The sequence below is a fragment of the Polystyrenella longa genome (assembly GCF_007750395.1).
Lineage (GTDB): Bacteria > Planctomycetota > Planctomycetia > Planctomycetales > Planctomycetaceae > Polystyrenella > Polystyrenella longa.
The window spans coordinates 6,082,966-6,109,790 of sequence record NZ_CP036281.1 but is presented as its reverse complement, the minus strand read 5'-3'; the positions used below and the strand labels follow the sequence as shown (position 1 = coordinate 6,109,790).

The 26,825-nt window shown below is 52.4% G+C and carries 18 protein-coding genes and 1 pseudogene; 10 read left to right on the top strand and 9 right to left on the bottom strand.

Annotated features, from left to right (window positions below; genetic code table 11):
- Positions 1-127 precede the first annotated feature (127 nt).
- Entirely contained in the window at positions 128-895 is a 768-nt protein-coding gene (locus Pla110_RS22420; protein ID WP_144999450.1) for an SDR family NAD(P)-dependent oxidoreductase, read from the top strand.
- Between the two features lie 46 nt (positions 896-941).
- Here the strand turns inward: Pla110_RS22420 and Pla110_RS22415 are convergent, their stop codons facing one another.
- On the bottom strand, positions 942-1,595 hold the full coding sequence (locus Pla110_RS22415) for an imm11 family protein (protein ID WP_144999448.1): 654 nt from the start codon (positions 1,593-1,595) through the stop codon (positions 942-944).
- A 229-nt stretch (positions 1,596-1,824) separates the two neighbouring features.
- On the bottom strand, positions 1,825-2,295 hold the full coding sequence (locus Pla110_RS22410; protein ID WP_144999446.1) for a hypothetical protein: 471 nt from the start codon (positions 2,293-2,295) through the stop codon (positions 1,825-1,827).
- 387 nt (positions 2,296-2,682) lie between these two features.
- Between Pla110_RS22410 and Pla110_RS22405 the strand changes: the two are divergent.
- Positions 2,683-3,099, top strand: a pseudogene (locus tag Pla110_RS22405) (ISAs1 family transposase); the annotation flags it as partial.
- A gap of 66 nt (positions 3,100-3,165) precedes the next feature.
- Here Pla110_RS22405 and Pla110_RS22400 read toward each other — a convergent pair.
- The 4 genes from Pla110_RS22400 to Pla110_RS22385 all read right to left on the bottom strand — a co-directional run bounded on the left by Pla110_RS22400 (position 3,166) and on the right by Pla110_RS22385 (position 8,419).
- A complete protein-coding gene (locus Pla110_RS22400) occupies positions 3,166-5,118 on the bottom strand; it encodes an FG-GAP repeat domain-containing protein (protein WP_144999442.1) in 1,953 nt (650 codons plus the stop codon).
- Between the two features lie 217 nt (positions 5,119-5,335).
- Positions 5,336-6,298, bottom strand: coding sequence for a nucleoside hydrolase (locus Pla110_RS22395; RefSeq protein WP_144999440.1), 963 nt, complete (start codon positions 6,296-6,298; stop codon positions 5,336-5,338).
- A 178-nt stretch (positions 6,299-6,476) separates the two neighbouring features.
- A complete protein-coding gene (locus Pla110_RS22390; RefSeq protein WP_144999438.1) occupies positions 6,477-7,889 on the bottom strand; it encodes an anti-sigma factor family protein in 1,413 nt (470 codons plus the stop codon).
- Positions 7,886-8,419 carry a sigma-70 family RNA polymerase sigma factor gene (locus tag Pla110_RS22385; protein ID WP_197440397.1) on the bottom strand — a complete coding sequence of 178 codons (534 nt, stop codon included), beginning with the start codon at positions 8,417-8,419 and terminating at the stop codon, positions 7,886-7,888. Before Pla110_RS22385 ends, Pla110_RS22390 begins: the two co-directional genes overlap by 4 nt.
- Positions 8,420-8,781: 362 nt before the next feature.
- On the opposite strand from Pla110_RS22385, the gene Pla110_RS22380 reads away from it, so the two are divergent.
- The 8 genes from Pla110_RS22380 (at position 8,782) to mnmA (ending at position 21,784) form a co-directional block, all read left to right on the top strand.
- Positions 8,782-12,168, top strand: a complete 3,387-nt coding sequence (locus tag Pla110_RS22380; RefSeq protein WP_197440396.1) for a DUF1553 domain-containing protein — start codon at positions 8,782-8,784, stop codon at positions 12,166-12,168.
- Positions 12,169-12,321: 153 nt separating this feature from the next.
- Positions 12,322-13,650 (top strand): DUF1501 domain-containing protein, encoded by a 1,329-nt coding sequence (locus tag Pla110_RS22375; protein ID WP_144999828.1) that lies wholly within the window; start codon positions 12,322-12,324, stop codon positions 13,648-13,650.
- A gap of 277 nt (positions 13,651-13,927) precedes the next feature.
- Positions 13,928-14,869, top strand: a complete 942-nt coding sequence (locus tag Pla110_RS22370; protein WP_144999432.1) for a bestrophin family protein — start codon at positions 13,928-13,930, stop codon at positions 14,867-14,869.
- A gap of 369 nt (positions 14,870-15,238) precedes the next feature.
- Positions 15,239-16,282 carry a rod shape-determining protein gene (gene mreB, locus Pla110_RS22365; protein WP_144999430.1) on the top strand — a complete coding sequence of 348 codons (1,044 nt, stop codon included), beginning with the start codon at positions 15,239-15,241 and terminating at the stop codon, positions 16,280-16,282.
- Between the two features lie 74 nt (positions 16,283-16,356).
- On the top strand, positions 16,357-17,289 hold the full coding sequence (mreC, locus tag Pla110_RS22360; protein ID WP_144999428.1) for a rod shape-determining protein MreC: 933 nt from the start codon (positions 16,357-16,359) through the stop codon (positions 17,287-17,289).
- A gap of 313 nt (positions 17,290-17,602) precedes the next feature.
- Entirely contained in the window at positions 17,603-18,106 is a 504-nt protein-coding gene (locus tag Pla110_RS22355; protein WP_144999426.1) for a rod shape-determining protein MreD, read from the top strand.
- Positions 18,107-18,132: 26 nt separating this feature from the next.
- On the top strand, positions 18,133-20,436 hold the full coding sequence (locus Pla110_RS22350) for a penicillin-binding transpeptidase domain-containing protein (protein WP_144999424.1): 2,304 nt from the start codon (positions 18,133-18,135) through the stop codon (positions 20,434-20,436).
- Between the two features lie 238 nt (positions 20,437-20,674).
- The gene (mnmA, locus tag Pla110_RS22345; RefSeq protein ID WP_144999422.1) at positions 20,675-21,784 is read left to right on the top strand and encodes a tRNA 2-thiouridine(34) synthase MnmA; all 1,110 of its coding nucleotides are present in this window, start codon (positions 20,675-20,677) and stop codon (positions 21,782-21,784) included.
- 305 nt (positions 21,785-22,089) lie between these two features.
- Here mnmA and Pla110_RS22340 read toward each other — a convergent pair whose 3' ends face one another.
- Genes Pla110_RS22340 through Pla110_RS22330 form a run of 3 tightly spaced genes read right to left on the bottom strand, consistent with a single transcriptional unit; the run spans position 22,090 to position 26,772 of the window.
- The gene (locus Pla110_RS22340) at positions 22,090-23,019 is read right to left on the bottom strand and encodes a dihydrodipicolinate synthase family protein (protein ID WP_197440395.1); all 930 of its coding nucleotides are present in this window, start codon (positions 23,017-23,019) and stop codon (positions 22,090-22,092) included.
- 22 nt (positions 23,020-23,041) lie between these two features.
- Positions 23,042-24,658 carry a cytochrome c oxidase subunit II gene (locus Pla110_RS22335; protein WP_144999418.1) on the bottom strand — a complete coding sequence of 539 codons (1,617 nt, stop codon included), beginning with the start codon at positions 24,656-24,658 and terminating at the stop codon, positions 23,042-23,044.
- Between the two features lie 2 nt (positions 24,659-24,660).
- On the bottom strand, positions 24,661-26,772 hold the full coding sequence (locus Pla110_RS22330; protein WP_144999416.1) for a serine/threonine protein kinase: 2,112 nt from the start codon (positions 26,770-26,772) through the stop codon (positions 24,661-24,663).
- Between the last annotated feature and the right edge of the window lie 53 nt (positions 26,773-26,825).

Here is a 26,825-nt window from a genome sequence, read left to right as displayed (position 1 = left end):
GTCGGGAGGGTAGCTCACGCATGGATGATTTCTAACGGGGGACTTACAATCATTGACACCCTCTCTAAGGTTCCAATACCGATGTCTTCCCTATGATTGATCAATAAACTACATAGAAAGTTACAGCATGAATCCATTCGATTTAACAGGAAAAATCGCCCTGGTCACGGGAGCCGGAGAAGGAATCGGGAATGGTTGCGCGTTGGAACTGGCGAAAGCGGGGGCCGATCTGGTTCTCAACGATCGACCGGGAAGCACGACCTTGGCTGCGGCTGCGGAAGAGGTTCGTAAGTTGGGTCGAAACTGTTGGCCGATTGAAGCGAATGTCTTTGAGCGTGTTGGTTGCGAAGAGCTGATCTCATCCGCCATTGAACAGGCAGGTCAGATCGATATCCTGGTCAGCAATCCCGCCTACAGTAAACGGCAGCCCTTTCTTGAATACGATCCCGAGAACTTTGACAAAACAATTCAGGGAACACTGACCAGCGGATTCCACATGTGCCAACTCTTTGCGCGGCATCTCGTCGAACGAAAGTCACCTGGTAAGATCATCCTGATTTCTTCCGTGCAGGGCCGCATGCCGTATAAATTGAGCGTCGCCTACAACGCCGCCAAAGCAGGCTTAGATCACATGGCCCGCACGATTGCCGTTGAATTGTTCGAACACAAAATCAACGTGAACACCATCCAGCCCGGTTGGATCGAAACCCCCGGCGAACACCGTGTCTTCGGTTCAGACGCAATCAAAGAAGCGGCCGAAACTCTCCCCTGGAAACGCCTCGGCCAACCCAGCGACATCGGCATGGCCGCCGTCTGGCTCGCGTCGGCAGCATCAGATTATGTAACGGGCGATAACATCAAGGTCGACGGTGGATTCGTGTTCAAGGAGTGTTGATAGGTGCGAAATGCAGACATGACTGCTTAATGCCCGTAGCTCTTTACTACGTCACGGGAATAAAATCGAATCTCGTTAATTCATTTTTACTGACCAGATCCACAAAAGTCTGCGTCGCGAACAGTTTCAGCGGGGGAGAGATTTCAGAATAGTCTACGCCCGTGATCGATTCCGGAGGCGGCGGCCAACGTGTCTTGAACAGCGTTTCGCCAGTAAGGACGTCTTCTTTGAAATTCAAACGAATGAAATCGACTGGGCGTCCTCCTTCCGTATAACGGACTTCACTAGTTGCAGAATCGACAGCATCGAGAAGTCGCGTGCAATTGAATACATAAAATGTCTCGCTTTCGACCTGAACGGGGAAAAGCTGTCCCGTTTGTTCAAACACATGAGCAAGAATTTCTTTAGCGCGAGTGGAAAAGATAGGGGCTACGAAACCGAGCGGGAAGGTACAGTCGGCTACGCCTGCCTGAAATCGACGTTCAGCCAGTACAGGATCGCCACCATCATCGATTTCCATCAGTTCGAATTCGTCGGCGACATCCTCTTCGAGAGACAGGTAACAAAATGACCAATCTGGAGTCTCTACCAGCGGCCTTCCATACGATAATGGATACCCAGAGCGAACGTGAGACGTCAACTTTAAATAGCGATAGTTCAAGGAATCGTATTGGATCTCAAAGATAGATTGCGTTTTCATTGGTTTCTGAATGTTCCATCCTGCATTTCGAGCCCGATTTTTCTGATCTCATTCATGATTTCGACCTAATGCCTTCGAATGTAGAGACTCGTTCTCTAATCATAACTGCCATGTCTGGGCTATGCTTGCTAGCAAAGGATTTGACACTTTATGGCACGCTGTCAATGGATAGCTATTTGTAACGTCTGTGTTCCTTCTTTCTCGTAGTCGATTTCCTCGTGAATGATAATCAAAATCGATTGGTCTTCATGTCGGTGATATGGAATTCATAGGTGTCTGTTCCGACTGGAGGATTCATCACATAGGCCGTTACCAGCGCTTCACCGTTCGGTCGAATGACCCAGGAGTATTCTGTTCCATTCTCCACTGACAACAATTGCGCCCCCTTCTTCATCGCGATCTCGTACGAAACGTTTTCCCACTTGTAGTCCGTATTATTGGTGATCTTATAAGTGAGGTGACGATCGGTCGAACCGGTCGTCGAGACCTGGTCGACAGTGAACTGATCGCGGTAATCTTCGAAGTCTTTCGAATGCCATGTCGGTCGAAGAATGAAGATATAAAGCACGATGAACATCGGCAGCGTAAACAGCTGACTGATCACCATCGGATTTCGATACCAGGTTTGATGTGATTGACAGAGGTGGCATTTGGTCGCTCCGTCAGGGATTTCCTGTTTACATGCTCGACAGATCGCCATGGCGCAGCCCTCGGTAGAGAAACGAATGAGAATTGGGATAGATCCAAAGTAGTCTGGTGCTGTTAAAAAGTAAACAGAGAATGTTTTTTCTTAAAGCAGCGACTCATGTGGGATGGCGTTTTTAACAGTTACTGACTCGAGTCTACTCTCTGTCGCGATCAGAGACCCAGCGGTCAAAAAACGCCCGTTGCTCTTACACCGAGACTGGTTCTAAACCGGGTTCTGAATCGAAGATGTCCACCAGGTCTTCCAACCGGGCCTGTTTTCTCAACGTCAACCGGTAAGCCTTCCGGCCTCCTCCCATAGAGATACTCATGCCTAAGGGATAAACATTTTCCGTGGCCCCGTAGCAGAGGGGAGCGAGATCCAGTTCTACGAGGTTCTTTCGTAAGTCGCATAACGCATAGAAGTCAGAACTCGATTCGACCGAACAAGTGCCTGATTCCCAACGCAGGGTGTAGCGTGATTCAAGACCACTACCGGATGGTGAACGGGAAGACGTCGGAGGAGTTGGTTTATTTCATCTCGAGCCTGCCGCCGAAGGTGCGGCAGCTGGCTCGTCACGTGCGGAATCACTGGCGGATTGAAAACCAGTTACACTGGAGTCTGGATGTCAGTTTTGCAGAAGATACAAGTCGGATCCGTAAGGGAGACGGGGCGGCAAACGCGGCGATATTTCGCCGACTGGCGTTGTCGCTCGTCAAACGCGACCAGAGCGAAAAGAGAAGCCTCCGCGCGAAACGCCTCAAAGCCAGCTGGCGTTTCGAGACTCTGTTATCCTATCTAACGGGAATAACAGCATAAGTTCATGCGATTGCCCTGGGCCCGAGGCCAGTTAATATTGAATTCTATATGAACCATCTTATGGACTTATTTATCCGAGCGGGGGTTCCGTTTGTAGTAAAGGTGGCCATCTTCGGCACCGACGAGCAAGTCGGGAATGCCGTCTTTGTTCCAGTCGACGACGGTCGGGCTGCTGCTATGTCCGGAGACTTTGCGTTCGGCGAGTGGGCCCTGATGCGATAGCACCACTTTGCCATCTTTGGTTCCCTCATTCAGGTAGAGGTCCGCATTGATGCTGTTCATCAACACGTCCAGTTTGCCATCGCCATTCCAGTCGACGATCTGAATTTTACGACGCCCACTTCCCCCAGCCCGTTTTGGATTCGGTTGGAAGAGTTCACCGTTCTCATCAACAAAGATGCGTTTGCCCGGTTGAAGTTTCATTTGGCCATCCTGCTGGGTTCGTTCGAAGAAAGCGAAGTAGCCTTCATGATCGAGCATGACCAAATCCATCAGACCATCTTCATTAAAGTCCACCATCGACGGAGTCGTGCGCCACTGGGTGACGAGCGCTTTGCCTTCGGGCGTCCACCAGAACCAGGCCGGTTTCGGCGCAGGGCCATCCCATTCAACTTCGACTGGTTTTTCGGCAGCCAGTTTGGGTTCGGTACGCGTACCGATGTTTTCGTACCAGACGATTTTACCCCAGATTGAGTTCGCCATGATGTCCGGCAAGTCGTCGCCGTTCCAGTCTGCGACGGTTAACGTGGTGTAACCCCATTTGGATTCGCACGGTCCCTGAATCGAACCATTCGGACCAGCCATGATGCGGATTGTTTTGCCATCCGCTTCCAGTAGTTCGGGGCCGGCAAACTTAGGGGTTTCTCCGCCACCCAGATTTTCGAACAACGCAATGTGTCCGGCCGTGTTTCCACAGAGTACATCTTCGTCACCATCACCATCCCAGTCGTACCCGTACGGTGTGGCAAGCGCGCCGAACTTAATGTGATTAGCCTGCTGTTGGAAGTAAACAGGGGGGAGGAAGACAGGCTGACCGTTCTCAACTTTGCCCGTATGCTCGACCAGAGCGACGCGGCCATCTTCGTCTCCGACGACCAGGTCGACATCGTTATCGCCATCCCAATCGACGGCGTAGGGAGTGATCATCTCCAGTTCCATTGTCAGGGGTTCACCGTCGTGCATCAGGTACTGGCCACTGGCGTATTCGGGTTCTGTCCGTGAACCGATGTTTTCAAAGTAGGTGAACTTGTCGACGAACTCACCACACATCAGGTCCAGATCGCCATCATTATCAAAGTCGGCGAAGTTCGGTGTGGGACGACCGTAGACATCGACCGGGGCACCGCCGGCTTGAATCTTTTCCGGCTCAGCGTAATCAGGATTCTCGTAAGATCCTTTGTTGATCAGGACGTAAACAAAACCATGCAGGGGTCCGTTGGTCCATTCGCCTTCATCGTTGTAAGCGTCGTCCCAGCCGTAGTCTTGCCACTCCCCCATGCCAACGACGAGGTCCAGAACGCCGTCTCCGTTGTAGTCCGCATAGGACCATTGGTTGGCACGAGTCTTGATCTCTTTCTTTAAGTTCAGTCTTCCGTCAACGGGCAGCTTACGTTCGTCTGAGAATTGTTTTTCAGTGAAGTTGCTGAACTCGCGACCCGGTAGCATCGCCGAGATTTGATCGCCTGCTTGACCTGCCCACATATTGTGAGATCCGAAGCCGATTTTCACGCCCGGTTTAAAAACAGGAAACTTCACATTTCCGTCCGGGTTCTCGAAGAAGTAAGTTCCGTTGTATGGTTTGTCGGGGCAGGAGACGACGAGATCCAGGTCGCCATCATGGTCGTAGTCGATAGGCATCGGGAACGACCAGAGACCTACTCCCAGGTCAACAACCAGATCGGGCTGATTGTAATCGAGCATCACCATATCGTGCTCCGCTTCCGGTTCGGCAGCCGACAGAACCAGCGAGAGGGAGCAGACGATAGAAAACAAAGCGGCCAAAAGAGACAAACCACGCATAGAGTCCAGTGTCCTATGAAAATCAGTAAGAAAAATCGGTAGGCGACAACCCCTTCCGATCCTTTCCAACTTACCCGATCATCAGACCTCTGATAAGGGTCGACTGCAAAAAGAACCGGAGTCGGTCTGATTGCGGTAGGAGCACCACTCCAGCGATGTTCACCCTGTCGATTCTGGCTCGTATTGAATGCTTTAAGGGAGGCCCTCCTAACGAGTCTTAAGGAGCGGCTTTTTCTTTCGCAATCGCGACATCCATCGCTTCCCAGAAATCGCGTTGCATTCCTTCCGGGTCGATCGCCTCGAATACCTTGACCTGACGCGGATTCTCGGGATATTGCTCCACCTTCGTCGCATGGTGAATCTTGGGAGCGCCCACGATAACGGACGTTCCGAGTTCCGGATGAATCACGACCTCGATCAGGGCGATGTCCCACATGGTCTTAGAAGGTTTTTTTGCCGTCCGGGGAAATGTTTCCCAGCGATTAACGAGAAGATCCCAGACGCCCCCTTTTCCTTTCAAGTGTTCGTCCACGTCTTTCTTGGTGAGTGACATCTGCACGCTGACCGTCGGTGCCGGCATATGAATGTATTCCACATTCGACTCGAAGATCGCCTTAACCGCATGGATATCATTCTTCCAGTTGAAGATCCCCGGGCCCCATTGGCCGTTTTTATAGTCGCCATCAATAAAAGCAAAGACAACTTTCGACTCGATGGAGGGGTCCAGCACGAGGGCCGACGCCAGATTCGTGCAGGCGCCCAACGCAAAGACAACCAGTTTATCATCGGGGCCTCCCGCGTGGGCACGCTCGATGATGAGACGTGCGGCCGGCGAATCTACAGGATCGGTGGGGGAGGACATTGACCGATCACCACCAATGGGGTGAGGAAGGGTATCACTCAGACCCATGGCCGCCAGAATTTCTTCGTTGAGTTTCTGGCTGTTTTGTACCGTTTCATTGGGCTGAGTCGAGCGGGTGTAGTGAGCAGAGGTAATCCCTTCAACCTTGAATTCAGGAGCCACCAATGCCCGGACAATCGCATACAAATCATCGATCTCGTTGGCAGTGTCGGCGTCGACGATGACTCTTGTCTGTTCGGCTGCATAACCCGAACAACTTATACTCCAGAGAATCACAACAGCGAGGCCGGTAACGAAAACGCTTTGTATTTTAGTCATGGTCTGATCTTAGAAAACGGAGGGAGGATGAGTCTGAAAATGACATTCAGTGCACCTCATTTGTAGCGGCGCATCAAGGCCTGCACAAGCACCGGCTTAGATCATGCGATAGGATTTATAAACGCGTGATCATTTGACCTCTTGGATTCTTTGTTAAAGCGGGAGAGTGGATACATTACTACCGTCCGTTTGTTTCACTCCGAAAAAATCGGACATTACGAAACTCGCTTTCGGCGCGGGCGGTGACGTCGTCGTCGGCAACGAAGTAAAGATACTTCTGGTTGCCTGAGAAATGACGTCCCACCGGAATACGGAACCGCTGCCACCCTTCACCCGCGTAGCTGTTGTACTGCTGGCCGATCGTGGGGATGACTTCGTATCCATGCACCTGCATCACCGAGGCCCGGTCGTTGTAGGTGGCGTCCGTGTCAAAACCGATGCCGTGAATCTGGCCTTCCAGATCACTTCGGAATTCAAACTCAATCACCAGGTCGTCAGTCATCTTCATATTCACTTCGAACATCTTCCAGCTATTTCCATGTATGACCAACCGGGTGCCATTGTCTACAAGGGTTGCTTCCGCAGGCAGATCGTGCTGGCCATCTTGAAAACCATAACGGAGCATCGGTTGTGCGGCAAAGTCGAACGACTGAGAAGTTCCCGGTTGCTCATGAAGTTCAAGGTCTTCAGCAGGAACGAACGATGTTGGTGAAAAAGGGATCGGTTCCACATTCCGAATTCCTTTCCTCAGGACGAAGGCTTCCCCCTCGTTGAGTTGCACCGGCTCTGGAACATCAAGCGGCATTCGCGCGTCGAACAGTTGCAGAGAACCGACGATGGCATGCGCTTCCAGCTGATCGGCGGTGACAATCATTCCTCCCGTCGCCTGCTCGCCAAATACCTGAGCGTGTTCGCTCGACAGGAAGAAACCTTCGGGTTGATCACCACTGAAGAAGGTGACTTTGCCACTTTCCAGATGCACCCGGTTGCGTGCTTTGAGACCAAGTTCCGCAGGGCCTTCCAGTAGGACTGTCGTCCCCCCATAAAAGTCGATCTGCACCTGGCCCGATTCAATCTTCACCCAACCAGTGGTGAGGGGTGTTCCTACTTTGTTCTTGATAGAATCAAGGAGATTGGTCTGTCCCCAGACAACGTCTTCGGTACAGGAGATAATCGCTACTGGTCCTGATTCACCATAGGAGTCCACATTGTTCGCGATTGCTTCCGGTTGACCGATGCGGGTAAAAAGTAGCGCCGCCAGCATACAACAAACCAGGATTGTGCTCGCCAACATCCAGCGCAATTGACGGACTTCCCGCCGGTAAGGAGCAGAAGAAATCGACTTGCTGGTGGCTACAGGAATGAGTTTGTGTTTCGGAATGACAGTACTTTCTGAAACAACAGAGTTGGCCTGATCCCATTGCAGGATTGAATCGAGGTGCGCCAGTTCCAGATATCGCTGTTGAGCGGCGGGCGAATCGCTGAGTTTTTCGCGCAACTGGTCTGCTTCGTCGTCGGTCAACTGTCCATCCAGAGCGGCAGAGATCAATCGGTTCAGTTCGTCAGCGGAATTTTCTTTAGACGTATTCATAAAGTAATCTCTCCCGAATCAGTTCGGAGTTGAGAATGAATGCAGTTGCGAAGTACTTCGCGGATCCGGTAGAGCGACTGAGAGACGGAACCGACGGGACGATCCATCTCGTCCGCCAACCGCTGAACAGAGCTGCCCGGAAGATAGCGTTGTTGAATCAACAGTCGCTGTTGATTGGGAAGTTTTTGCAAACAATGTTGGAGAGCCGTTTGCCATTCTTTCTGTTGCGAAAATTGTTGCTCACTTTGTTCGGCCATCGCTGAGACGAGGTCGGCATTGAAGAGCAGTTTTTCACGCTGATGGTCTCGATAGAACGCGAGGATTTGAAAATACGCGACCTTCCGTGCCCAGCCGCCAAAGTTCTCACCCATCGTGAATTCATCTGCACGACGCCAGAGCACCAGGTTCGTTTCTTGCAACACATCGCTGGCCCGATCACCATCGGGGATCAACGAACGAATATACCCGTGCAACATCGGTTGATGCGCCGTGATCTGCTGCACGAAATATTCCTGTTCTGCGGGCGTCATGAGGTTCGTTTTCAGTACTGATCGATGGTTCCAGAAAAGTCGCCCAAAAACGCTAAGTGCGACTCCTCCCTGTTCTATACCACGGGGCGACTTAATCTCACCCCTGAATTCCATTCGCGACGGAAATCGTCCCTATTTCGTGACTTATCGTTATGGTGCAGAGAGACAGAGGAGTGAGGTCGGAGTCAATCATGGAAAAACTGTTAATTTTTGGGTGAGATTTCGTTCACGAGTGGTATAAACTAAAGGAAGTCCTGTTTCTTGAGGGACTTACACCACTCTCACATTATTTTTCCCGCCTGAATATCCCACCGAACCGTGTCGCAGCCACTGCTGACATGGAGCTCGAGGAGCGTTCCCGCATGTCTCGCCTGCTAAGTTCATCCCTGTCCCTGTTAATCGTCGCGGCCTTAGCGCTGTCATTCAGCTCGGTTTCCGTCGCTGAAGACGAGAAACCGAAAGATACGCGTCCATATCATGAACGCGTCCTCGCTGATGAACCTGTTGTCTACTGGCAGTTCTCCCAAGACGAACAGCTGAAAAACAGCGTTGTCGATGGCAGTGACTTGAAGTTCGAAATGGTGGGAGACATTAAATGGAATCAGCCAGGGGCACAGCCGGAAATGTTCCCGCTCTTCTCGGAAGCCAACCAGGCCGTTCGAATTGACGCCGGGAAACATTATGTACGAGTCACGGACCCCGGTGAAAAAAGCGTCCTCGATTATGACGCCGGCGAATCGATCACGCTCGAAGCCTGGGTCAATCCGACTCAGATTGCAAATGGTCATACTCCTTATGTGATCGGCAAAGGTCGGACGCATCTCGAAGGTCAGTCACGCGACAACCAGAACTACGCCTTGCGCCTGATGGGAAAATCGGGCAATGCTACGGTGAACTTTCTGTTCCGAAGTCGTGGCGAGCAAAGTGAATGGCACCGCTGGAGTTCAACAGGTGGTTTCTCCATTAACAGTGGTTGGCATCATATCGCCATTACTTATACCTTCGGCGAAGAGGATTCACTGCGTGGATATATCGATGGGAAACAGGTCGACGGAAAATGGGACTACGGCGGCAAAACAAACAAGGCCCCGGTTGTTGATGATGATGAACTCTGGATTGGTTCCGCTCAAGCGGGGGGAGCCAGCAGTTCTTTCACGGGTGAACTCGATGAAATCGCCATCTACCGAAAGGCGTTAACTAAAGAACAAGTCGCGAACCATTTCGATGTGATTCTTCCCGACCCTTATGAGAGCCCGGCCGAATTGCCTGCCGATCAGGTGCTGGTCGAGATATTTGAAAACGTCAAATTCGCGACCAACTGGGATCTCATTCATCCCGATCCAACGGAAAGTTATTTGCAGTCATCACTCGTCTTTATGCACACCGCGACAAAGTACGATAAAAAAGGGCTCATTACCGATCGCAGTAACCCGTACCTGGTACGGGCTTCGACGAACATCGAACTCCCTGCTGGTAACCATCGGTTTCTGCTGCGGTCCCGGCGGGGTTCCCGCTTGACCGTCGATGGGAAATTGATTGCCGAGAATGGTTTTTTGAACCCTGTGCAGAATGGCCACAATACCATATGGGAAATGCCTCAGCTGATTCCCGGTATTCGTCCTCTGCAACCAGGTGACAGCGAATCGGCTGTGGAGTTTACTTCTCCCGGTGGGTCTCACCGTATCCAGCTCGACTTCTACTCTGGCGGTCAGGGAAAGCGGCCTGATCTCGGCGAGACTTTCGTTTCCGTGCAGCTGGAAGGAACGGATCAGTTCCTTGTTCTGGATCACGCCGGTAACATTCCGCTGACCAACGAGGCCTGGAACCCGTACGAAACAGCATACGACGCCAAGCTGGAAAAAATGAACACCGAGCGACGCCTGGCTGCTTCTGTCGAATATCGCGAGCAATGGGCCCAGCGACACGCGTGGATTCAGGGAAAACTAAAAGAGACCGAAGCTCCCGAGGTACCTGCTGAGACGGCGCTGCCTGAGTCAAATCTGATTGACCGATTTATCAATCAGGAACTGGTAAAACAAAATGTCGAACCCACAGAGACGATGAGCGACTTCGAATTTGTCCGTCGCGCCTCACTGGATGTCATCGGACTCGTGCCTACACCGGAAATGATCGCGGAGTTCTTCGCGGATCAAACGGTGGATCGCCGGGCGAATTATCTCGACCGCCTGTTGAAACATTCAGGCTGGGCCGATCACTGGGTCAGCTACTGGCAGGATGCTCTCGCCGAGAATCCGAATGTCATCAATCCCACATTGAATAATACCGGTCCCTTCCGCTACTGGCTGGAAGAATCGTTCCGCGACAATAAACCGTTCGATCAGCTGGTAACCGAATTGGTCATGATGGAAGGAAGTCAATACTATGGTGGCCCGGCTGGTTTCGCGATTGCGAGCCAGAACGATTCCCCCATGGCGGCCAAGGCCCACATTCTGGGACAGGCGTTCCTCGGAATGAATATGAAATGCGCTCGCTGCCATGACGCCCCCTTCCACGACTTCGGTCAACGCGATTTGTTCCAGATGGCGGCGATGCTCAAACGAGGGCCGGAGAAAGTCCCCGCGACGAGTACGTTGAATGTCGATCCAGAGACGCTCGCGAACATGCTGATTGTCGTTTCGATTAAACCGGGGGAAGCGATGCCGCCCGAGTGGCCGTTCGCCGCAGATTATCCAGTCGAATCGGTCGACTCGTTTCTACAGAAGCCCAGTGATACCCGTGAACAACTGGCGTGGAAAATTACTTCTCCCGAAAATGATCGTTTTTCTAAGGTCATCGTCAATCGCGTCTGGCATCGATTGATGGGACGTGGACTTGTGGAACCCATTGACGACTGGGAACTGGGAACCAATAGTCATCCTGAATTGATTAATTTCCTCGCCCGTGAATTCATGTTGCACGGTTACGATCTGAAATACATCACCCGTCTAATCATGACGTCGGCCGCCTATCAACGAAAACCGGCTGTGGATGATTCGCAAATGGAACTGTTTGCCGGCCCCAGTCGTCGACGAATGCGGGCAGAACAGCTCGTCGATTCGCTGTTTTCGGTCGCGGGTAAATCCTTCAACACCGAAGACATGAACATCGACGTCGACGGCAACCGTCAGGAAGTCGTTTCCCGCAACTTCGGTTCACCAGAGCGAGCATGGGAATTCACGTCGCTCTCGAATGAACGCGACCGTCCTTCCCTGACGCTTCCGGGAGTGCAGACAATGATCAACGTTCTCGAAAATTTCGGGTGGCGTCCATCGCGTCAGGATCCGCTGACCTACCGTGAAGAATCACCGTCGGTTTTGCAGTCCTCAATCCTTTCCAATGGAGTCGTCGCCAAACGAATCACGCAACTTTCGGAAGATTCCCGCTTCACCGCTTTGGCGATGCAGAATCTCTCGGTAGAGGAGTATGTCAAACAGGTTTATTTGACACTCTTAACTCGCGAGCCGACCGACGAAGAATCCCGTTTATTTTCAGAGTACTTGCAACCTGGTTTCGAATCACGCCGTATACCGGGTGCGGAAGCAGGTCCGATGCCCATGCGACCGCTTCGCGACGGAGTCTCTTGGTCGAACCATTTGAAGCCTCGTGCGAATGAACTTAAAATTGAATACGAAGACAAGATTCAGATTGGTGATCCGCCGACGACCTTACTCGAAACCGACTGGCGAGAACGGGCCGAAGACATGCTCTGGGCTCTGTTGAATTCCCCGGAGTTCGTCCTTATTCCCTAGGTTTGTTAAGAACCACAGAGGGAGACCGATAAACGCCGAAGACTATGAACCAAGGCTCGCCCAGCAGTGTGGTTACAAAGTCTGTATTCAAACTCTCCATTCATATAATAATTTAGAAGCAACGAAAACATTTTTCATACAGGTGCTCCCGTGCTGAATTCCAATCAATATACACGACGAGATTTTCTTTCCCACGCCGGGGCTGCGGGTTTGACTGCTTCAGCTCTTTCCGTGACGGGCAATTACGCCTCCGCCAAAGAAGCCGCCGCTGCGGCCGCCGAGGCGATGCCCAAGGGTAAAGCGGAGCACTGTATTTTCATCTGGCTGGGTGGTGGTGCCGGGCAGGTAGATACCTGGGACCCCAAGCGGAAAGGGGATCCGCAAAACAAAAAACCAGGCTCCTTATACGATTCCATCGACACCGCTATTCCAGGAACGCAGGTCTGCCAGCACCTAAGTCGCTGCGCTCCGATTCTGGACAGGTTTAATCTCGTTCGCACTGTCCACCACGATGTTATTGATGAACACGCTGCGGCAACAAACCGTGTTCACACGGGTCGTGAAACGACAGGCACGATTGTCTACCCTTCCGTCGGATCCATCGTGACCAAACAGCGGGGCGCGGCGGGCGACGGTGTCCCGGCTTACGTATTGATGGGGTATCCCAACGTGACTCGCGGACCCGGATTTCTAGGGACGCAGTACGGTTATCTATACCTGACCGAAACCAAAGCGGGGCCAAAAGGGATATCACGCCCGAAAGAGTATTCCACCGAACGAAACCAACGCCGCGAAAAACTACTGCAGTCCGTCCGAGCAGGCTACCTCGACCGAAACCGGGCCGATAAGTTGGTCAACGATTACGATGCCGCCGTCGAGCAGGCTCAGGCGATGGCGGGTCCAGAGTTCGCCCGTATCTTTGAACTCGATCGGGAACCTGCCGACCTGCGGAACAGCTACGGCAGTGAATTCGGCCAACGTTGCCTGCTCGCACGACGATTGCTCGAGTCGGGTGTTCGGTTTGTCGAGGTCTCCCACAACCTGAACTTCCTGAATGGTGCCGGTTGGGACGTTCACTTCAAGACGATTGAGGATCAATACAAACTGATTGAAGAACTCGACATCGCTCTGTCGTCACTGGTCAAGGATCTCGAAGCGAAGAAAATGCTCGATAAAACGTTGATCGTCGTCGGCACCGAGTTCGGTCGTCCCTCTGGATTCGATTCGGGCGGAGGCCGAGCACACCAGGGCAAAGCGTTCAGCATGATCTTTGCTGGTGGTGGTCTGAATAACGGCATCACCATTGGTGAAACGGACGAACTCTGTCAGAACATCGTCTCCCGCCCCGTCTCCATTCCCGATTTCCACGCGACGATTCACTGTGCCCTGGGCATCAATCCGCACGACGAACTGTACGACCCCGACAACCGCCCCGTCCCCATCACCGACGGCGGTGAACCGATCCGGGAACTTTTCAGCTAGGGAGCGATTTTTGCCATCGGTTTCGAAGCAGGTTTTGTTTTGAACCACGAAGACACGAAGTTGGCTGAGCTACAACAACTCGGGTGTCACAGGCACACAAAGGATTGATTCCTCTCCCGTAAGAATCGATTGAGAACCCGTTCAGGCTGTCGCTACTCTTGCATGGTCAATGAGAGACCTGATCCCCCATTGCGGCCTCATTTGCCAAACTGAACCTTCACCCGTTATCGTATTACCTCGCTTCTGACTTCCTCACCCGTTTCGGTTGGCAGGTTTTATGATTGTTGATCCTAAGTTGTCGTGGTTCCGAATGCTGTTTACGTTCCGGGGCACATCGGTCACACATACGGCGTTTCGTATCGGTTTCATGACTTTGAGTGCCTTTATTGTCACTTATCTTGAGATTCATTTTGACGTCGACGACAAATATACGCTGACGAGCACGCCCTTTACGTTGATTGGTCTCGCACTCGGTATCTTCCTTGGTTTTCGTAACAATGCCGCTTACGAACGGTACTGGGAAGGCCGCACTCTGCTCGGCCGGTTGGTGAATTCTTCTCGCAGTTGGGCTCGGCAGATCCCGATGTATTTCACAGCCACCAGTCCCGACGAACAGGCCGAGATGGATGAAATTAAACGACAACTGGTCGTTTATGTCATGGCATATGTTCATACAGTGAAGAATGCATTACGCGATGACGACCCCTTCCCGGAACTCGAAACTTTTCTAGCTCCTGACGAAATCGAACCCCTGCGTGGTCAGCGAAATGTCCCTGCAGCGATGCTGCATCAGCTGGGGATTAAACTGACGTCCGTCTGGAAACGGGGCTGGTTGACCGATTATCATTATCAGACGCTCGATGCGACCGTGACCTCATTCACCGACATTCAAGGAGGTTGCGAACGGGTGAAAAATACGCCGATCCCGTATGCCTATTCCGTGCTGATTCACCGGACCGTCGCCTTCTACTGCTTCTTCCTGCCGTTTGGGATTGTGAAGGATGTCCAATGGCTGACTCCGCTGGTCGTGTTATTGATCTCACACGCCTTCTTTGGGCTGGATGAAATCGGAGACGAAATCGAAGAACCCTTCGGTAAGGACGAGCAGGATCTCCCCGTCGCGGCCATCGCCAAAACGATAGAAATCAATCTGCGACAGCAACTGGGCGAACAGAACGTCGAAGAACTGCCTAAACCGATTGACAACGTGTTGATGTAAGTCGTTAATAGGTAATGGGTATCGGTGATTAACTCCTCGTCTTGTTCGAGAAGTCTCAAGCAAACCCCATCTTGCTCTGTTTTCGGGTATCGAGTACAACATCCCTCCGGCAAATCCTGCCGGACAGTCAACTTGCGCCCCCTTCAACAGAGGACCACGGCTAGCTCGTCTAGTCGTGCCTAAGTGAATGCAATCACTCTTTCAGAGTTCAACAGGTCATCTGAAAAAGTTCTCGACAGATTCATGGAATGAATTTCTGTCGGAGCGTTCGATCCCGAACTCTGTTCCCGCACGGCTAGTCGAGCTAGCCGTGGCACCCGGATTCAGTCGAATCTGTGGAACATAAACGACTTAAGTGAGTAAGCACGGATGCTGAATCGCGTTAAACAATATCTCTGCCCCGATCTCGCTATCGATCTAGGGACAGCCAATACACTCGTGGCCCGACAGGGGCGAGGGATCATGGTGAATGAACCCTCCGTAGTTGCCCTGCAGAAGGGTACCCGCGAAGTTCTCGGTCGCGGTACCGCCGTCGGGAAACTCGCCCGACAAATGCTGGGACGAACGCCCGACTCCATCACAGCCGTCCGCCCCTTGCAGGATGGCGTGATCACTGACTTTGAACTGTGCGAAGCGATGCTTCGTTACTTCATCGAAAAGGCGAGCCATCAGAAAATGGGGCTGAAACCGCGCGTCGTGATTGCGGTTCCAGGTGGAATTACTCCTGTGGAAAAACGAGCCGTCTTCAACAGTGCTGAACGCGCTGGAGCGGGACGTGTGTTCCTACTTGATGAATCCAGAGCGGCCAGCATTGGTGCCGGACTGCCCATCTCAGAACCGATGGCCAGCATGGTTTGCGATATCGGCGGTGGTACCACGGAAGTGGCCATTCTCTCTCTGGGTGATATTGTCGTCGGAAAATCGATTCGTCTCGCGGGTGATGAAATGGATGTCGCCATCGTCGACTACTTGCGACAGAAATTCTCCATGCGAATCGGTGTACAGACAGCCGAACAAATCAAAATCAACATTGGTAGCGCCTACCCGCTCGATCGGGAATTGAACATGGAAGTCAGTGGGCTCGATACGATCAGCGGTGTTCCCCGTAAAGCGGTTGTTACCAGCGAACAGGTCCGCGAATCATTACGTAGTCCGTTGGAATCGATCCTGAACTGCATGAAGAACGTCATCGAACAATGTAAACCAGAACTCGTCGCTGACTTGGCGGATCAAGGGGTGGTCCTCACTGGTGGTGGTGCGCTGCTGACCGGACTCGATCGATTCATGAACGAACAACTGGGCATCCCCGCCCGCGTCACGGAAGACCCCCTCACTACGGTTGCCCGCGGCACCGCCATCTGTCTCGAACACCTCGCCCAATGGCGCGACAGTTTAGATGATGGCTCAGAGTAGACTGAAGCACCGTTGATCAATTGATGTCCTGATGATTCAAAACAACCTTCCTTAAACAAAGTCCCTCACACGACATGGTCAGGAGACGTCCTTCCATTTTTGTGGTTGTCAGCCTGTTGCTGCTGGCATTGATTCTGTTTCTGGCACCGGCAGACGTTGGCCAGAAGCTGAGTTTGACGGTGCGCGAAGGTTTAAAACCAGGGCTACTCGCCATTGTATTGGCGAGGGAGGCCTGGCCCAAGTATCAACCTGTAGATCACTCGCCACAACTGGCATCGCTTGAAGAAGAAGTCGGTCAACTCAGACAGAAACTCCAAGCGGCCCGCGCCGAAGCAATCCGACTACAGGAACAAGTCACCGAGCAGCAACAGTATGTGCAGTTTCCCTTCCGCGCAGAGAAGTCGGAAATATTAGTGCTGCCGGAACTGGTCACCGCCAGAGTGTTGAGCCAACCGTTACAGCAGGCGTGGAAGAATGAATTGCTGCTCGATGCTGGTGGAAACAGCGGTGTGGCCGAATCACACTGGGTTCTCAGCAGCAACAATTCCATCTTCGACTTAGGTGAGGATCATTCGGTTCAACAGGAAGATCTGGTTCTCGCCGGTCGTGTGATCGTGGGACGTGTCTCTCAAGTAGGGCATTGGAGCAGCACAATTCAAGGTGTCACCGATGAAGAGTTCTCCGCCCGCGCCCGATTGATTCGACAAGTGGGGCAGCAATACGTCACCGGCGCCGACGGACTCCTGATAGGCACCGGTGAAGGGCATTGCCAATTGACGCTGGTGAATAATGAGGAAGTCGTCCATGTCGGCGACGAGGTTTATACTGTTCCCGAAGAGAGTCCACAGGGTTACCCCCTCTACTTTGGAAAAGTTGTCCGGGCGGAACTGGATGGAGGAAGTCTGGAATGGACCATCGACGTCGAACCCGCCGTTCAACAAACCCGGTTTACCCAAGTCGAAATCCTCCGTCAAAAAATGAACCCCCATCGAATGCTGGCCAACTAGGACTGGAGCCACGGAGAGAAAAACGGATCAACTTGGTTAAGAAGAATTGTTCGTTTTGTTTTTATCACGAAGTCACGAAGACATTAAGAAATGAAGACAAAAGAGAACTGAGATAAACAATCAAAGTCTTTCGGGGTTCGGTTACTTGTATAGAAACAAAGAACATCAACCGGGATTAAAATACTGTTACAACACGTCTGCTTCTAACGTACTGAACTACTACTTCTTCTTTGTGTCTTCGTGTTTCAAACAAAATACTCCCTACTCCATCGACATCCAAACCTTTCATTAACTTCCAACAATTCAATTACTCATGAAAACAACCTTCAAGCTATTTCTGCTCCTCTATGTTGCTCTGGTCTGTCAGGCCGGATTGACGGGGGAGTTGACCGTCTGGTCGATGTCGCCTTCGTTTCTGGCGATGTTGATGGTGGGACTGACTGCGGCGACGTCTGGTAACCGAGCGTATTTCCTGGCTGCGATGGTTGGTCTGGCCGACGATGCATTACGCGGGGAAACGATGGGGTTAGGTATGTTCGTGGCCGTGTTGGGGCTCTGGATCAGTCAGTGGAAGGCAGAGGAAAAAAAAGGAGAAACGGCGTACGGACGTTCCTTCTTTCTGTTGTCCTGGTATGTCGCCGGAGTCAATCTGTCGGTCACGTTGCTGGATGGTCAACTCAAGTGGTGGCAGTCGGTCGTGACTCAGTCGGTGGGGTCGATATTTTATACAGCCGCAATGCTGGTGACGTTGGTATTAATGCAACGGCTGGTTAAGCGTTTCTGGTCCGGTTCCTCAAGTAAAGTTGCCTGGCGATAACAGCCTGTTTGAAATTCATAGTTCAAATGTTGAATCAACCGATCAATCCATTCTCTTCTTCCCAGACCGAAGTCCGGTCGGCAATGGAAGTGTTGCGGACGGATCAGAACCCACTGCTCAGACTGTTGACGTTGCTGGTGGGATTCGGTTGCATCGTCAGCGTTATTCTTTATCGGCTCTATTTTATTCAAACCGAACTGACGGACGACTATGCGGCTCTGTTTGATAAAGAGTACGTAGCTGAAGTCTCTCTCCCATCTCTCGATGGCCGCATTCTCACGAGAGAAGGGATGGTTCTGGCGGAGGATCGACAGGTCCTCAATCTCACGTCCCACTACCGCTGGTTGGAAGAACCGGCCAATGAGAACTGGCTGAAGCGGCATGCACGGAATCGCCTTTCCCCCCAGGAGCGTCGCGATAAGGAGAAGATTGCCGAACAGGAATTAATTATCCTGGCAGAACGAGATGCAATGTGGGAACGAGTCGCGCAATTGACGGGGCAGACAACGGAAGAAATTCGGGTGGCTCGAAAAGCGATACAACTTCGGGTGGAACGTCAGTTAGACGCTGTAAATCGTCGACAGGCGGAACGAGAAACTCAAGCGGCAGCCGACAATGAGGATGAAACAGATCAGCCTGATGACTGGTGGTCCCGGCTGAGCCATTCGGTCAAACGCGAACTGACCACGACCCCGCATCGGCACGCCGACGATCCACTCGTCATTCGAGAAGAGCTGGAATATCACACCGTGGTGGAGAACATCACGATGGAAACGGCGAGCCGTATTAAAACACATCGGTCCCAGTTTCCCGGACTCGACTTTGACACAACCAACGAACGCCATTATCCCCAACGCGATCTCGCGGCTCATATCATCGGAGTTCGCCGCCCACTGACGCCCGAACAATACGCCGAACGCCAAGAGACACTCGAAGGGGCGGATCCGCTTGATTATCAGATCGGTGATCACATCGGCTTGACCGGTCTCGAAAAAAGATACGACCGCCAGATCAGGGGATTACGCGGTCTTCGCCGGATCAGAAAAAATCAGCACGGCGAGATTCTATCCGACGAGGTCGTGCGGAATCCTCGTAAGGGGCGAAACGTGATCGTCTCGCTGAACAGTCAATTGCAGCGAACAATTCAGGACTTCCTGGAAAACGAAATCGCTCTTGGCGATGAGATTCCAGCAATCAACGAAGAGGATCAGCGATCGGCCGAAGAAGTCGTGGATGGTGGCCCGGTTCAGACGGCAATTGGTCAGGGAAGTCATATTCAACCTCCGGCCGGTGGAGCCGTTATCGTGCTGGATGTCCGCACGGGAGAAGTGGTCGCAGCGGTTTCGGCACCCGGATTCGATCTCGAATTGATGTCGCACCCTGAAAAAAATCTGCCGCGCTGGCAACAGTTACAACAGGACCAACGTGGTCCCTTCATGACCCGGTTCACTCAAATGGCGGTGGCCCCCGGATCGGTCTTCAAGACGATGTCTTCCATCGCCATGTTACACAGTGGCCAGTGGAATCCGGACGAACCTCGTTTCTGTCAGGGGTTTTTGCATCGTCCGCATCAATACCGTTGTTACATCTATTCGCATTATGGCCACGGACATGGCGACATGAGTTTGACGGATGCTCTCTGTCAGTCGTGTAACGTCTATTTCTTCACAGCAGCGGAAGAACTGGGGGCTCAACCTTTCGTCGACTGGGCCCGCCGTCTCGGTTTTGGACAGCGTTCCGGGATCGATCTGCCGGATGAGCGCAGTGGCAACCTGCCAAACTTGAAACCGGGAGATGTCGGTTACTCGGGCAACAGTCGCGGCCTCGCCATCGGTCAGGCTCGTCTGACGACGACTCCCATACAGATTGCCCGGATGATGGCCTTCATCGCCAATGGAGGCGAGCTGGTCACTCCTTATATCGTCGACCAGATTGAAGATGTCGACGCGGTCCAACCCCAATTCCGCGAACCGACCGTTTTACCAATTCCGGGAGCCAATGACGACATGCTCGCCCGTATCCGCGAGGGTTTGTGGATGGTGGTGCAGAACCCCCGGGGGACAGGATACAAACATGTTCGCCTGTCCGAAGTCGAAATTGCAGGCAAAACGGGGACAGCCGAAGTCGGTGCCGGACGCCGCGATCACGCCTGGTTCGCCGGGTATGTCCCCGCCGATCGTCCAAAATACGCCTTCGCCGTTGTCATGGAACATGCTGGTTCCGGTGGCAAAATGGCCGGCCCTGTCGCCAAAAAAGTGGTCCAGACCATGCTCGAAGTCGGCCTCCTCGGAGCCCCAGCCGAACTCGCCAGCAAGCAGACCAAAGAGTAAAAACCCTGCTAAATCGGGGCAATCTCCCCGAAACGAACCAGTTTCGGCACCTCGGGTCTTTTTTCTGCAAGAAGAGAGATCTACACTCACGGAGAGCGAAGAACGGCTTCCTGTACGGTGAGCCCCCAAAGTTTTGTTTGAAATACGAAACCCTCCAAGCTCCTTCGTGTTTAAATAAATGCATTCGATTCTGAAGTAGCATTCGAATGCTTCCATCCCCAGAGCATACAGGAAAAACATGTCCACGCGGGTCGTGTTGGCGATGAGTGGAGGGGTCGATAGTTCGGCCGCCGCCCATTTGCTGCAACAACAAGGTTACGAGGTGATTGGCCTCTTCATGCGGTCGGGAGTGGCTGCCGAAGAAGCGTGCGCGCTTCCCATCGATAATCCCCTGCCCGTGCTGAATTCTAAAAGTCACAAGCAGGGCTGTTGCTCCGCTTCCGACGCCGCCGATGCTCGCCGTGTGGCTGACAAGTTGGACATTCCCTTCCATGCTCTGAACTTTCAGGATGCCTTCGGGCGGATCAAAGATTATTTCGCCGATGAATACCTCGCCGGACGCACTCCCAACCCGTGCGTGATGTGTAACATCTGGTTAAAGTTTGGCAAACTGTGGGACTTCGCCTCTTCCGTCGGGGCCGAAAAAATTGCAACGGGCCACTATGCCCGGTTGGTTCCCGATGAAACAACGGGCACGATCTCCTTGCGACGCGGGACTGATCGCAAGAAGGATCAGACTTACGTTCTGTTTGGGATCAATCCGGACTTGCTCGATAAGATTATCTTTCCTGTTTGCGATTTTGAAAAATCGGACTTACGGGAGATGGCGCGACAGGCGGGGATTAATACGCACGACAAAAAAGACAGCCAGGAAATCTGCTTTATTCCTGATCAGGATTATGTGGGCTTCATTCAACGCTACAGGGGCGACTTTGATACAAGTGGTGAACTGGTCGATACAGCAGGAAATGTCGTCGGGCAGCATGCCGGATTTCAGAACTTCACGATTGGTCAACGCAAGGGCCTCGGCGTCACCTTCGGCGAACCTCGCTTTGTGGTAGAGATCAATCCAGATACCAAACAAGTCGTTCTGGGAACTCGTGAAGATCTTGGAAGACATGAACTGGAAGCGGACCAGATGAACGTGCTCGTTCCCAACCTGCCCGACCGTTTCCGCTGTCAGGCGATGATTCGCTACCAGCACACCCCCGCCGATTGCGATGTCGAACTGCTGGGCGACGACCGGTTCCGCGTTCAGTTCGACAACCCACAATACGGTGTCGCCCCCGGCCAAGCCTGCGTTCTCTATGACGACGACCGCGTCCTCGGTGGCGGTTGGATCTGCTGACTTCAGAGAGTTCATCAATTTCTGATGAACCACCCGGCAAATAACAATTACGGTGAGATGGATTCAACGCCTTCTTTTAACACCAAGGCACAAAGACACGAAGATAAAACACGAAGAAGACATTGCTGTTTAATCAATCAAAAGTCGTCCCCAAACGTTATCGCTAAATCGATACCATTAAATCCTTCGTGCCTTTGTGTTAAAAGCAAATCAGGATCACACCAAGCCGCTAAGGGTTTGTTGAAATAACATCGACAAATAAAAAGAACCGCTTCGTGATTCAAAAAACAATTTCCTGCTCGACGTTAATCGTGTCCTCCGAACTCGTTCTCCAATTCAAAGTAGAGCTCGATCAATTCGTTAGCAATTCGATCGTTGTACCGGTCCCAGGTAAATCCGGGGAGCCGCATTGTATCGTGCTTGAAAATTCCACGACGAACGAGCAAGCGTTTGAAGAAGGCAATGGACAGGCCGATTTCCTGATTGGTGAAAGTCAGGACGGGCAGCAGTCGCCGGAACCGGTCGAGTGCGCGTGCTCGATTCCCCGTTTGATAATCGTTGAGGATGGCTGCGTAGACGGGGATCATAGCCGTCTCCGGGATCATGGCGTCGACACCCCGGTCAAGTGCTTCAATCCACTGCGGCACGGCCCAGCCACCGGCGATGAAAAAGTCATCCCCGAAGCGTTCCCTCACTGCGGTGTACTTGGGACCGGCGGGAACTGTCTCGATTTTGATTCCGTCCAAGGTCGGAAGAGCTTGTTGCAACTCTTCCATCTGTGCGATGTTTAACCCGGAACCGTTCCATTGCAGATCCTGAATGATCAAGGGGGTCTCTGTTGCACTGCTGACTTCCTGGAAGAACGGGACTATCCTGTCGGGCTGTTCATAGAGTTCACCCGGAACAGCGACAAGCCAGGCAGCGGCCTCGATCTCTTCTGTTAGCGACGCGAACTTCTGACACTCCGATGCTTCATATGCAGAAGCTCCCAGAATGATCGGGACCCGTTTCGCATTCACGTTGGCAACCAGGCGCACAATTTCAAATCGTTCGGCCTCAGTCAGAAACGCCACTTCACTGGCGACGGCCGGGACCAGGAACCCATTCACTCCGGATTGAATGGCATCTTCGACAAGCCGCCCCATGCTAGCGGAATCAAAGTGGCCCTCCGCATCAAACGGCGTTTGCAGGACAGAGATGATTCCGGGGTTCAGTCTGGATTCGAGACGAGGCACTGTGGTTGTTCCTTGCTGTCGATCACGCAATAAGGGACATCACCCCGATGCCGGCGACCAGAACGAGAATGATGTAGGCCAGCTTGAGTCGTCGTTCAAATTGTCCCTGGGAGAAATGATTCAACCGGAAGAGAATTGAAAGAGCAACAAAGACCAGCACGAAGAATCCGATCAGCCCGGCCAAAGTCCACATGCGGTGTTGGACGAGAACCTCTTTCCAGTATTGGAAAGGCTGGGATCCGGCGAAAGTATCGACTTCACAGTCGAGCCAGACCCGGTACATCGGAAACTTATTCTGTTCGGTTGTGACCAGACCTGCAACGCTATACGTATGAATGACGGCGGAACTCCGCAGGAATTCATTGGGAATTCGCTGCAATGCGGAACCGGAAGACTGGGTTCCGTAAAGGTGAATCGTCTGTTGCGAAAGCCGATGCAGCGCGTCTTCAACAGCGGCCGCGTTCGATTCAAACAGATCACTCATGACGGTAAACCGAAAAACATCCCCCTCCGGTACCTCTGAGTGACGCACCTCCGCCCCCCGTTCGATCCATTCCGGATACTCCAAAGCAATGGCCGTTTCCGACGGCGGTGATTCCGCCTTAGCTGGCTCTTTGGCGGTTCCATCCTCCGGCGTCACTTCGAGGGAAGGATCCTGAGGGGAAGATCCTGAGATTGTTGCGGTGTCCGTAGGAAGTTCGGCACTCTCTATTTCCAGTTGATCCAGTGACAAGTCGTCCTGAATTTCCAGAATCATGCCAGACTCAAACCCACCATGAGGAAGATCAATATCCGTGCCTTCGCCGTCGATGCGAACCAGTTCCGCTTCCGGCACCTGAATCGTTCGTTGCAGATGGTCGAGATAGGTGAGCAAGACCATCCCCGAGATTAACACGACTGGCAAAGCCCACAGAGTTGAATGCAGAAAGCGGCTTGAACGAACCTCCGTCGTAGGTCTGCGACTGACGAAGAATACATACATTGCAAAGGCAAAAACCAACGAGATCGCGACAGCGACGATGAACAAGACTTTACTCCAGCTTTGAAAATACATCTGAACTTCAGTTGGCTGACTGGCAATGATCTGCCCCGCTTCATCGGAGGAAATCGTCGAGGTGGAATCCATGACCCAGGTTTGCGTCTGCGAGACCCCTCTCGCCCCCATCCATAACACGGCCAGCAAGGTTACCCCCGCGACTAGCGACAATGCCGCTGCACGAAAACGGGTCGACCGGATCAAGAACCAGACGCTAAAACCTGAGAACAACAAGACGAGTGTAAGTAACTCCGGGCTGACCCAGTCCCAGTCCCTTTGGACTATTAGCGGATGGGAATGGATCACCTCCGATTGCAGTTCAGCGTTGATTGACACTGAAGGTGATTCAATTGAAGTTCCCACACTTGGTTCCGATACAGTAGCGACCTGAGGAGCGCCGGAGGTTGGAAGATTTAGTAATTGAAAGGCTGGCGGCCCGAGTTTCGCGGCAAATAATACTACCATTCCCAGAAGCACTAAGAGACCGCCAGATAAATCTAGAGTCCGGTTACGTCGGCCAAATCCGCCCGCGATGAAGAGTACTCCGAGTAAGCCGACGAAGATTAACAATAAAACCAGTATTCCCAGGATTGAAACTGTCATCGTTATTTCTCCTCCGCGATATAAAGACGGTCACGAGGAGGTGTCCAATTGGAGGACAACTGAATGACTGTCGCACTGACGACCGACCAGAAGAGAGCCAGTTCCAAAGGGAAAGCGAAGAAACAAACCTGCGCGAAGGTGAGGAAACCGGTCCACAGAATGGAGAGGATTCGTAATTTCTTTTTGCGATAGCTATCGGAGACACTCCACCAACCGCGGACGAGGAACATCCCAACGAAGAAGAGCAGATATGCATCCCAAGTGGGGCGTCCGGAAGCGACCAGCATCACGTCTCCCACTTGATTGGTGAAAGCGGTATCGATGACATCGTGGGAGAAGTCAAAGTTAGGCCAGACCATCAAGTAGTTTGAAAGCCCATAAGCGGCTGCTCCGACTAACAACGCTCCGGGGACCAACAGTAATCGCCGCGCGATACTGGAGAGCTTCGAACCTTCCGTCAATTTATTCACGCCAAGCAATGTCCAGACGGAGAGCAAGGTGGTTGAACCGAGAAAGAAGATTGTGGGCAAACTCTGGGCGACGGTCTGTTCCGAAACAAAGAAATACAAGCTCGAAAAAATCGCGACATAGAATGTAGATAGACCGAAAGAACTACTCAGTTCGGTAACCCGCTGTAATCCACTGATGTGCCGTACCGTTTTAGGGGGCGTCCGGCGGAGAATTTCCTTGTCCGACCAATGGCGAACTTTCTTCTTCACTTTCTGTGCGTATCGGTTCACTGTCTGAGAAATCGGATCGAGTGGGTGAGCTTGGCGTTGCACGGGAGGAGGCGTCGGGGGGACGGGTGGAGCGGCAGGTTTGCCCCCTTCGAGGAAAAACAGGAAGAGGGAATAACATCCCCACACCATCAATCCCAAGACGGCCAGTACAATGACAAAAGGTAACAGTGGAGTTCCAAAGACCAAGAGGAGTACCACTGCAATGATAGCAACCTGAGCGACACCCGTTTGGGTGTTGTACCATGTAGTGAACTCATTAAATTGAGTCGAAGACCACTCGGCTAGATCGTTCGATTGCTTGTGGAACCAACCATCATTCCCCATTCGGTTGAATTTATCCTGAACAGGTTTTTCACCCGGCTTGCGGTAATGTGGTCTCTCTGAAGATTGTTCTTCTCTGGTTCTCTCTGAGTGGTGCTTATTCGGATTGCCTGAATCGAATTCCAATTCCACCTGCTTGCTGTTTCGGCTGTCGATATCGATACCGTCGCCGCTTGGATTTGTCCTGTTTGGACGAGTGACGGTGGGGGCAGCGGTAACCGGGCTGAATGAGCTTTCGGGAATATCGACTGGCTCGGTGTTTCCTTGCAGGGCTGCTTGGAATTCATTCCAGAACTGCGTGACGGAACTGGTCCGTTGCTGGGGATCTTTATCCAAGGCCCGCGCGACGACTTCGCGGAATGCTTCCGGTAGACGAGTAAGATCAGGTTTGTCCGTCAGATGTTTCATTAAGATCTCTCCGGTCGACTCCCCTTCAAAGGGAACCCGGCCCGTGAATAGCTCATACAGAATAATTCCCATTGCGTAGATGTCGACTTCATGTCCATAACGACCGTGGGCAACTTCGGGAGCCATGTAGTAAACGGTTCCCACTGACTGTGTCTGCGCGCTGCGGCGGCTCTGAGTAATGAACTTGGAGAGACCAATATCGCCAATTTTGATGATGTCGTTTTCGATAAACAGGTTGGCCGGTTTCATGTCCCGGTGGACAATTCCTCTATCGTGCAGGAAGCTCAACCCCTGACATATCTGCTCCATCCACAGCGATACCTTTTCGAGTGGCATGCCGTTTGGGTATTGGCCCAGAACTTCGTCGAGAGTTTTACCGGAAACATACTCCATGATGATCCAATGATCGCCGTCGTTGTCTTCTTTAATATCAAACAAGGAAACGAGGTTGGGATGTTTCAGGTTCAAACATTGAGTGACACCGCGGAGCTCGATGTCGGTGTTCTGGCGAAGCAGTTTCAGCGCGACTTCTTTACCCGCGTCGCTGAGGGCATAATAAACCTCGCCGAACCCTCCCCGATGGATAGCACGTTTGATCGTGTATCCTTCCAGCGGTTTCGATTCTGGTGCGAAGGCGAATTTCATAGCCCGGAGACCCTGTTACCTGTTGTTAGATGTGCTGTTGATGAAGAGGGATG